The 7,969-nt window shown below is 67.4% G+C and carries 8 protein-coding genes and 1 pseudogene; 1 reads left to right on the top strand and 8 read right to left on the bottom strand.

Features of this window, described 5'->3' with window-relative positions:
- Positions 1-479: 479 nt before the first annotated feature.
- From VB080_RS12905 to VB080_RS12915, 3 genes and pseudogenes are all read right to left on the bottom strand, one after another.
- Positions 480-1,115, bottom strand: a complete 636-nt coding sequence (locus VB080_RS12905) for a lactate utilization protein C (protein WP_323418868.1) — start codon at positions 1,113-1,115, stop codon at positions 480-482.
- Between the two features lie 11 nt (positions 1,116-1,126).
- Positions 1,127-2,620 carry a LutB/LldF family L-lactate oxidation iron-sulfur protein gene (locus tag VB080_RS12910; RefSeq protein ID WP_323418861.1) on the bottom strand — a complete coding sequence of 498 codons (1,494 nt, stop codon included), beginning with the start codon at positions 2,618-2,620 and terminating at the stop codon, positions 1,127-1,129.
- Positions 2,621-2,823: 203 nt separating this feature from the next.
- Positions 2,824-3,570 (bottom strand): annotated as a pseudogene (locus VB080_RS12915) ((Fe-S)-binding protein); the annotation flags it as partial.
- A 182-nt stretch (positions 3,571-3,752) separates the two neighbouring features.
- Here VB080_RS12915 and VB080_RS12920 point away from each other — a divergent pair.
- Positions 3,753-4,487: a FadR/GntR family transcriptional regulator gene (locus tag VB080_RS12920; protein ID WP_323418862.1), complete on the top strand. Its 735-nt coding sequence runs from the start codon at positions 3,753-3,755 to the stop codon at positions 4,485-4,487.
- A gap of 324 nt (positions 4,488-4,811) precedes the next feature.
- Here the strand turns inward: VB080_RS12920 and VB080_RS12925 are convergent, their stop codons facing one another.
- From VB080_RS12925 to rpsF, 5 genes are all read right to left on the bottom strand, one after another.
- Entirely contained in the window at positions 4,812-5,684 is an 873-nt protein-coding gene (locus VB080_RS12925; protein ID WP_323418863.1) for a type IV toxin-antitoxin system AbiEi family antitoxin domain-containing protein, read from the bottom strand.
- 423 nt (positions 5,685-6,107) lie between these two features.
- The gene (rplI, locus tag VB080_RS12930; RefSeq protein WP_323418864.1) at positions 6,108-6,554 is read right to left on the bottom strand and encodes a 50S ribosomal protein L9; all 447 of its coding nucleotides are present in this window, start codon (positions 6,552-6,554) and stop codon (positions 6,108-6,110) included.
- Positions 6,555-6,568: 14 nt separating this feature from the next.
- The gene (gene rpsR / locus VB080_RS12935) at positions 6,569-6,811 is read right to left on the bottom strand and encodes a 30S ribosomal protein S18 (protein WP_323418865.1); all 243 of its coding nucleotides are present in this window, start codon (positions 6,809-6,811) and stop codon (positions 6,569-6,571) included.
- Between the two features lie 103 nt (positions 6,812-6,914).
- Complete coding sequence (locus VB080_RS12940; RefSeq protein WP_323418866.1) at positions 6,915-7,409, bottom strand: single-stranded DNA-binding protein; 495 nt, start codon at positions 7,407-7,409, stop codon at positions 6,915-6,917.
- Positions 7,410-7,490: 81 nt separating this feature from the next.
- The gene (gene rpsF, locus VB080_RS12945) at positions 7,491-7,781 is read right to left on the bottom strand and encodes a 30S ribosomal protein S6 (RefSeq protein WP_323418867.1); all 291 of its coding nucleotides are present in this window, start codon (positions 7,779-7,781) and stop codon (positions 7,491-7,493) included.
- Positions 7,782-7,969: the final 188 nt, after the last annotated feature.

Consider the following 7,969-nt stretch of genomic DNA (forward strand, 5'->3'; position numbering starts at 1 on the left):
ACCGGCTGGCGACGAACTCGCCGAAGGAGACCGCCGGACCAGCAACAGCCCCCGTCGCCATGAGCCTCCCGTCGATCGTCACGCTCCTAACACGCACGAACTCCCGAAAGCGTTACACCCGTCGCACCTGACACGCTCTGAAGGACAGTTCCGTCCGACCACCCACACCCCCGCTCCCCGCCCTGGCGTCCGTCGCCCAGGCCCGCACAAACCGGGCGATTTCGGCAGGGCGAGTGGATTATCCACGCGAGTGGCCTCTACTGCCCGGTTTCTGCTGGGCAGAGGCTGGGCTGTTGTTGGGCGCATCGCCGTCGACCCCGGCCGGGAGGTGCAGAAACCGGGTGATTCAGGCCAGCCGCGGACACTATCCACGCGAGTGGCCTCTATTGCCCGGTTTGTGCGGGCGACAAGCAGGGCAGGGCAGCGGACGACCAGCAGGGCAGCGGAAGCATCCTGCCCCGCGGCCCGGCAGTGGCGGGTCACTCGGCCAGGACCACCAGCAGGGTGCGGGGGCCGTGGACACCCTCGACGCGGCTGAGTTCGATGTCGGAGGTTGCCGAGCCGCCGCTGATCCAGGTCAGCGGGTGGCCCTCGGTCACTGAGCCAGCCAGCCGTCCGACCGCTTCGGGGACGTCGGACACGACCTGGTCGGCACGCACCACACAGACGTGCAGATCGGGCACCAGGGACAGCGCCCGCCGTCCCTGGTCCTCGCGGTGGTCGAGGACAATGGTGCCGGTCTCGGCGATGCCGACCGCCGACGCGGTCACCACGCCCCCGATCCGGTTGAGTTGCTGGTGGCTGAGTGGCGGGTCGTCCGCACGGAGTTCGACCCCGGCGGCAGTGATCGCCGACCGCCAGGCCGGGTCGAGCCCGGCCGGCACCACCACGGAGGCGACGTCGTACTCGGTGAGCAGCGTCGCGATCGTGGCGGCGACCTCGGACGCCGGCACCCGTTTCACCACCGCCTGGTAGTCGACGACCATCTCGACGAAGGTACCCAGGACGTCAGCAGTCCCCGACGGCCGGCCGTACTCCCACTCGATCGGGACATCCAGCGCCGGATCGGGCTGGGTGACGTCGGCCAGGGCCGAACGGATCCTGCCGAGGATCATCTCCCGCGCTGTCACCTCGACCCCTCCCCTCGGTTCTTCTTCCACCACGCCCGGAAGGTCTGCTTCGCAGGCATCTTCAGATCGCGTGCCCTGGTCCACGGGGACGCCGGCCAGGGCATCGGGCCGAGCACCTGATGCTTGCCCAGCACCTTCGCGGCCAGCTGGGTCATCGCCTCCATGGCCTCCAGGTGCGAGTCCTTGCCGAAAGCCCAGGTCATCCCGGCCATCACCGCCGGCTCCAGGTGGGGTCGCAGTTCGTGGCGCTTCTTCTCCGCCACCTGGTGGCGCAGGTGGATCAGTAGATCGGGCAGCGGGATCTTCACCGGGCAGACGTCTGCGCACGCCCCGCACAGCGAGGAGGCGAACGGCAGCGACTGGTCGATGTCGGATTCCAGCCCGCGCAGCATCGGGGTGAGCACCGCGCCGATCGGCCCCGGATACACCGACCCGTAGGCATGCCCGCCCACCCGCTCGTAGACCGGGCAGATGTTCATGCACGCGCTGCACCGGATACAGCGCAGCGCGGAGCGTCCGATCGGGTCGGCGAGCACCCTGGTCCGTCCGTTGTCGACCAGCACGACGTGGACGGTCTGCGGGCCGTCACCGGGAGTGACTCCCGTCCACAGCGAGGTGTAGGGGTTCATCCGCTCGCCGGTGGACGAGCGCGGCAGCAGCCGCAGGAACACCTCCAGGTCGGCGAAGGTCGGCAGCACCTTCTCAATGCCCACCACGCTGATCAGGGTCTCGGGCAGGGTGAGGCACATCCGTCCATTGCCCTCCGACTCCACCACCACCAGCGTCCCGGTCTCGGCGATCGCGAAGTTGCCGCCCGAGATCCCCACCTTGGCGCGCAGGAACTTCTCCCGCAGATGGACGCGGGCGGCCCCGGCGAGCACCGCCGGATCGGTGCTGAGGTCGTCAGGCGCCGGGGTGCCGTACCGGCCCATCTCGCGCAGGAAGATCTCGCGGATCTCCGCGCGGTTGCGGTGGATCGCCGGCACCAGGATGTGGGACGGACGGTCATGCCCCAGCTGGACGATCAGCTCGGCCAGGTCGGTCTCCCAGGCGGCGATGCCCGCCTCCTCCAGGGCCTCGTTCATGTCGATCTCCTGGGTGGCCATCGACTTGACCTTGACCACCTCGTCGACCCCGGTGGCCTTCACCAGGTCGACGATGATCCGGTTGGCCTCCGCGGCGTCCCTGGCCCAGTGCACGGTCGCGCCCGCCTTGGTGAGGTTCTCCTCAAGTTGGACGAGATAGCGATCCAGGTGCCGGTCCGTCCGGTTCTTGATCGCCTCACCGGCGCAGCGGAGCTCCTCCCACTCCGGCACCTCGGAGGCGCGCAGTGCCCGCTTGGCGCGGATGGTGCGGGTGGCATTGCCCAGATTGCGGCGCATCTGGGTGTTCTGCAACTGCGCCTTGGCGTTGACCGGGAAGGACGGCATGCCCAAGAAGGTGCCGGGCGGTGGCGCCGGGGTGCGGCGTTGCGGGACGGTGGCGGTCATCGCTGGGCTCCCTCGGGCCGCTGCTGGCGCAGGTTCACGATCTGTCCATCGCCCGGCTCGGCGGGATCTTCCTCGCACTCGGGCGAGCCCACGACGGCGCGGCTCGTCCTACGGGCGGCGTCGGTCTGCCCCTCACGACGTCCGTCTGGACCAGCCTTGCCCTTCGACGAACCCCCACCGGCGCGGCTCGTCCCTCGGGTGGCGTCGGTCTGCGCGAGCACCTCAGCCAGGTGGAGCGGCAACACCTGGGCGTTCTGCCGGTTGAGCAGGCCACCGATATGCAGCAGACAGGCGTTGTCCCCGGTGATCAGGTACTCCGCACCCGTGGAGATGACATTGCGGGCCTTGTCGGAGCCCATCGCCACCGACACGTCCGGATTCTTGATCGAGAAGGTGCCGCCGAAACCGCAGCAGGTCTCCGCATCAGGCAGCTCGAGGACGGTGATCCCCTTGACCGCCCGCAGCAACTGCAGCGGTTTGTCGCCCACCTTGGCCACCCGGACGGAATGACAGGTCGGGTGGAAGGTAACCGTGTGCGGGAAGTACCCGCCGACATCGGTGACACCCAACACGTCCACCAGGAACTCGCTGAAGTCGTAGGTCCTGGTGGCGATCTCGTCGGCCGCCGCGACCAGCTTCTGATCACCGGTGTGGCGGGCGAGCATCGGGTGCTGGTGGCGGACCGCTCCGGTGCACGAGCCGGACGGCGCCACGATGTAGTCGTAGCCCTCGAAGGCCTCGACATAGGAACGGACGGCGGGCACTGCGGCGTCGTAGTAGCCGGTGTTGGTGAACATCTGCCCGCAACAGGTCTGGGCCATCGGGAACTCAACGATGCAACCCAGACGCTCCAGCACCGCTACCACCGCCTTCGGGGTCGCGGGGAACATCATGTCGTTCACACAGGTGGCGAACAGCGCCACCCGAAGCCCGCGAGCGGATACGGCCACGAGAACCTCCTTTGGAAGGAGTCCGACTCCTCCACCTTGAGAAGACTCAGGCTGACCAGATAATGGTCAGACCATAGCGAAAGCCTAACTCCGTGAGGCGAGCCGTCAAGCGGTTTCAGCAAGATTGCGTGGCTCTTCGGCTTCACCCTCGGTGCAGCGCCGCGGAGGGCAGAATGAGGGCCATGGAGAGCGCCCCAGCCCGCGACAGCGTCCGCGCCGACAGCGTTCGCGCCTACGAGGTCGTGCTGCACCACATCGAGGCGGGGATCCTGGAGGGCGGCTACCGTTCGGGCGACCAGTTGCCGCCCGAACGCGAACTCGCCGCGCAGTTGAACGTCGGACGGTCGGCGGTACGCGAAGCCATGCGCGTGCTGCAGACCGCGGGGCTGATCACCGCCAGCACCGGTCGCGGCGGCGGCACCCGGCTCACCCCGGCGCAAGGGGACGCGCTGGCCCGGATCTTCCGGCTGCACCTGGCGATCTCGGGCGCGGGGATCAACGACCTCACCGAGACCCGGGTGGCCCTCGAGCGGGCGTCCGCCGCCACCGCCGCCCGGACCGGCACCGCACGCACGCGGCGCGAACTGGACGCCGTACTCACCGGGATGCGGCTGGCCGATACTGTCGAGGCGTTCAACGAACTGGACACCGCCTTCCACGTCCTGATCGCCCGGGCCGGGCGCAACGACCTGGTGGCTGACCTGACGGTCGCGATCCGGGAAGCCGTGCGAGAGCCGATCCGGGAGGCGAGCGAGCACCTCTCCGACTGGCTCGACTTCCGGCTGCGTCTGGTTGACGAGCACACCGGCATCCTGCGCGCCATCGAAAACGGTGATCCTGACCAGGCGGCCGCGCTGATGGAGGCCCACATCCGCTCGGCCTACACCCTGCTCGCCGACACCGACCTGACCAGCTAGAGCGTGTCTCCTCATCCCTGGCCGTCGCGAGCGGGGTTCCGCGGAGTGGCTCGCCAGGCACAGGAAGGAGGCGATGTGGCGCATCGCCGACCGACGACAACACCGCGAGGCGCCCGCGGAGCACCGCGCAGCAGACCACCGCGGGGATGGGGAGACACACGCTAGGACCGGCCGACCCGCCATCCCCAACAGGCAGGCCCTCGTCCGGCCAGCCTCCGTCCGAACGACCGGGCCATCCCCCAACCAAATCCGGTCCCAAATCACCCTCCGAGGGGGATCTTCCCTCGAACCTCCTCCAGCAACCGGAGTTGGTACGGAAGCTGCTCAGGCCGCACCCACTCCCCGCGCCCGATGCCGGTCCTTCCGGACAAAATCCAGGATGTCGGGCTCGACATCGTCCCACTCGAAGAAGACCTGGCGGTAGGTCAGCCTCATCACGAACTTGCCCTGCCGGACGGTCTTTCTGTCCCTTCGCCGATCCCGCTCGTAGCTCGTGGTCCCCGTGTGGTGTTCCACGCTGTCGGCTTCCAGAATCAGCCTCGCACCTACACGCATGTCAACCCTGCCGACCTCCTCAAGGTATTGCTGGGTGCTCACACTGATTCCCTTCCGGCGCAGCCGGAAGCGAATGGCCGACTCCGTGCCGGATTCACTCTTCGCATCCGTCTTGGCAAGAAGGCGCCGGACTCTGCGAGGGCTGTCGGCAAAGAGCTCCACAAGCTCGGACATGTCCAGAAGCCGCTGGTTCAGGATCGAGTCGAGGACAATGACGATCCCTTCCGCATCCAGGCAGGACGTTGCAGCGAGCAGTGCGTCCGGAAGGGAGTCGACCGGTACCTTCGGCGCCTTCCGTCCCTTGGCGAAACACAGCCGAACACCGCCTGGACACGGGCGATGGCGATGGTGCTCCGACATCCGCACGTGGAGGTCGTGATCATGGGGAACCCAGACCCCGTGGTAGCGCAGCGCGGACAAACAGGAGAGTGTCCCGCCCAGGGCGACGGCCCTGGCAACCTTCGGATCGGCCTGTGGCACGGCATACCAGCCCTGCCGAAGGCGCCGTAGCCGTCCCGCACCGATCAGGCGATCGAGTTGCGAACGGGAAACTCCCAGAGCGAGCAGGTCAGCCCGTCGGACCACGCCGTGCCGGTCGAGGAGATCAGCCGCCTGAACCGACCGTTCCATAGTGAGACTCATAGCGCCAGCGTTGGCGACTCGACCCCTTCTGGTTCAGGCGGAACCACGACCTGTGGACAAAACTGCCGCCAGGGCGGCTTATCCACAGGCTCTCCCAGTCCAGCTGATCCCCCCGGTCCGCCCGCGGGTTGGTTCAGTCCAGCCAGCGGCCGGCCACCGGCTGGTTTGGCCTGTCAGGTGGCCCGCCCCACCGGCTGGTTGGGCCTGTCAGGTGGCCCGCCCCACCGGCTGGTTGGGCCCACCAGGTGGCCGGCCAGGCCGAAGTGTCCCGCCGAATCCGGTTCCAGGATCAGACCTGAGGGAGAATACCCCTCGGTCCGTCATCCTGAACCGGATTTGGCAGCTCTCGCTGAGGTCAGAGACGCGGCAGCGCCGGCCGCCTCGAAGGACGACCGGCGCTGGAGTACAGGCCTGCGGAGCAGGTCAGGCGGCAGTGACGCTCACAGTGATGTGCGCCACCACACCGGCGGTCAGCTTGACACCGATGGTGTGGTCGCCGACCGTCTTGATCGGTTTGGCGATCTCGACGGAACGCTTGTCGAGGGCCGGTCCGCCGGCCTTCTTCACCGCGAGGGTGATGTCGGCCGGAGTCACCGCACCGAACAGCCGGCCCGTGGTACCGGCCTGAGCCGGCAGGCTCACCGCGAGTTCCTCGAGTTGGCTGCGGATCTGCTTGGCGTGGTCCGCCGAGCGGATCTCGCGGGCGTCGCGCGCCCGCTTGATGCCCTCGATCTGCTTCTCGGCGCCCTTCGTCCAGTTGATGGCGAAGCCGCGGGGGAGCAGGTAGTTGCGGCCGTAGCCGTCCTTCACCTCGACGATGTCGCCGGGAATGCCCAGGTGTTCGACCGGGGCGGTCAGGATCAACTTCATTTCAGATCCCTTTCTCAGCGAGCGGTGGACGCGTAGGGCAGCAGGGCGACCTCACGCGCGTTCTTCACGGCGATGGCGACCTTGCGCTGTTCCTGCACCGACAGACCGGTGACCCGACGGGCGCGGATCTTGCCGCGCTCGGAGATGAACTTCCGCAGGGTTGCGACGTCCTTGTAGTCGATATGGCCGATGCGAATCGACTTCGCCGGCACGATCTTCTTGTTCTTGCTCACAGGCTTGCGCTGTGACGAGGCCATTGTGGTGCTCTCCTTGATGTTGAAAGCCCGGCCGGAGCCGGAATGTGCCTGGTCCGCACGGGTTCAGGAACCCGAGACGGACAGGTGATGCTGTGCTCAGCGATCAGAACGGAGGCTCGTCGCTCTGGGCCTGCGCCCAGGGATCCGCGCCGCCGCTGGACCGCTCGCTCTGGCCACCCCAGCTGGAGGAGCCACCGGAGGACGGGCGGTCTTGGCCGTAGTTGCCGCCGCCCCCGCCGCTACGGGTGACCTTGGCCGTGGCGTATCTGAGCGCGGGACCGATCTCGTCGACCTCGATCTCGAACACCGTGCGCTTCTCGCCCTCGCGGGTTTCGTAGCTGCGAGAGCGCAGCCGGCCCTGAACGATGACCCGCATCCCCTTGGTGAGGGATTCGGCCACGTTCTCGGCCGCCTGCCGCCACACGGCGCAGTTGAGGAACATGGCGTCGCCGTCTTTCCATTCGTTCGTTTGACGATCGAAGGTACGGGGCGTCGAGGCGACAGTGAAGTTCGCCACGGGAGCCCCGGACGGGGTGAACCGCAACTCGGGGTCAGCGGTCAGGTTCCCGACGACGGTGATGATGGTTTCGCCAGCCATGTGAGTGTCTTTCGGAGTCGGACGTCTGTGTTCCCCCAGCCTGCCAGTTGCCACTGACACTGACGAGGGGTTGACACGTAATCAGTGGATGTCGGGCCGGATGACCTTCGTCCGCAGAATCTGCTCGTTGAGGGTGAACTGGCGATCCAGTTCCTTCACAACAGCGGGCTCGGCGGTGAGATTGATGACGGCGTAGATGCCTTCCGACTTCTTCTGAATGTCGTAGGCGAGCCGACGCCGGCCCCAGATGTCCAGGTTGTCAACGGTGCCACCGGCCTTGGTCAGCCCGGCAAGGGGCTTCTCCAGCAGGCCGTTCACCTGGCGATCGTCGACGTCAGGGTCGATGATGACCATGACTTCATACTTGCGCATACGCGAACTCCACCTCCTCTGGTCTAGAGCGGCTACGGGCATTTCCCGTAGCAGGAGGGCGTATCGACTGCCGGGACGGCAGCCAGAGACTTACTTTACCGGCCGGACGCGGGGCAACCTAATCATCCGGGACGCGGGACCATTCCCCCGGGCCACAGAACCGTCCCCTGGCCCACGTCCCTGGCCCA

This window comes from Propionicimonas sp. (assembly GCF_034927565.1).
In the GTDB taxonomy this organism is placed as follows: domain Bacteria; phylum Actinomycetota; class Actinomycetes; order Propionibacteriales; family Propionibacteriaceae; genus Propionicimonas.

Bases quoted from the DNA above. Each gene is read 5' to 3' on its own strand.
- rpsR (WP_323418865.1), bottom strand. From the start codon at position 6,811: ATGGCCTCGTCACAGCGCAAGCCTGTGAGCAAGAACAAGAAGATCGTG.
- rpsF (WP_323418867.1), bottom strand. From the start codon at position 7,781: ATGCGCAAGTATGAAGTCATGGTCATCATCGACCCTGACGTCGACGAT.
- VB080_RS12940 (WP_323418866.1), bottom strand. From the start codon at position 7,409: ATGGCTGGCGAAACCATCATCACCGTCGTCGGGAACCTGACCGCTGAC.
- VB080_RS12905 (WP_323418868.1), bottom strand. From the start codon at position 1,115: ATGATCCTCGGCAGGATCCGTTCGGCCCTGGCCGACGTCACCCAGCCC.
- VB080_RS12910 (WP_323418861.1), bottom strand. From the start codon at position 2,620: ATGACCGCCACCGTCCCGCAACGCCGCACCCCGGCGCCACCGCCCGGC.
- VB080_RS12925 (WP_323418863.1), bottom strand. From the start codon at position 5,684: ATGAGTCTCACTATGGAACGGTCGGTTCAGGCGGCTGATCTCCTCGAC.
- rplI (WP_323418864.1), bottom strand. From the start codon at position 6,554: ATGAAGTTGATCCTGACCGCCCCGGTCGAACACCTGGGCATTCCCGGC.
- VB080_RS12920 (WP_323418862.1), top strand. From the start codon at position 3,753: ATGGAGAGCGCCCCAGCCCGCGACAGCGTCCGCGCCGACAGCGTTCGC.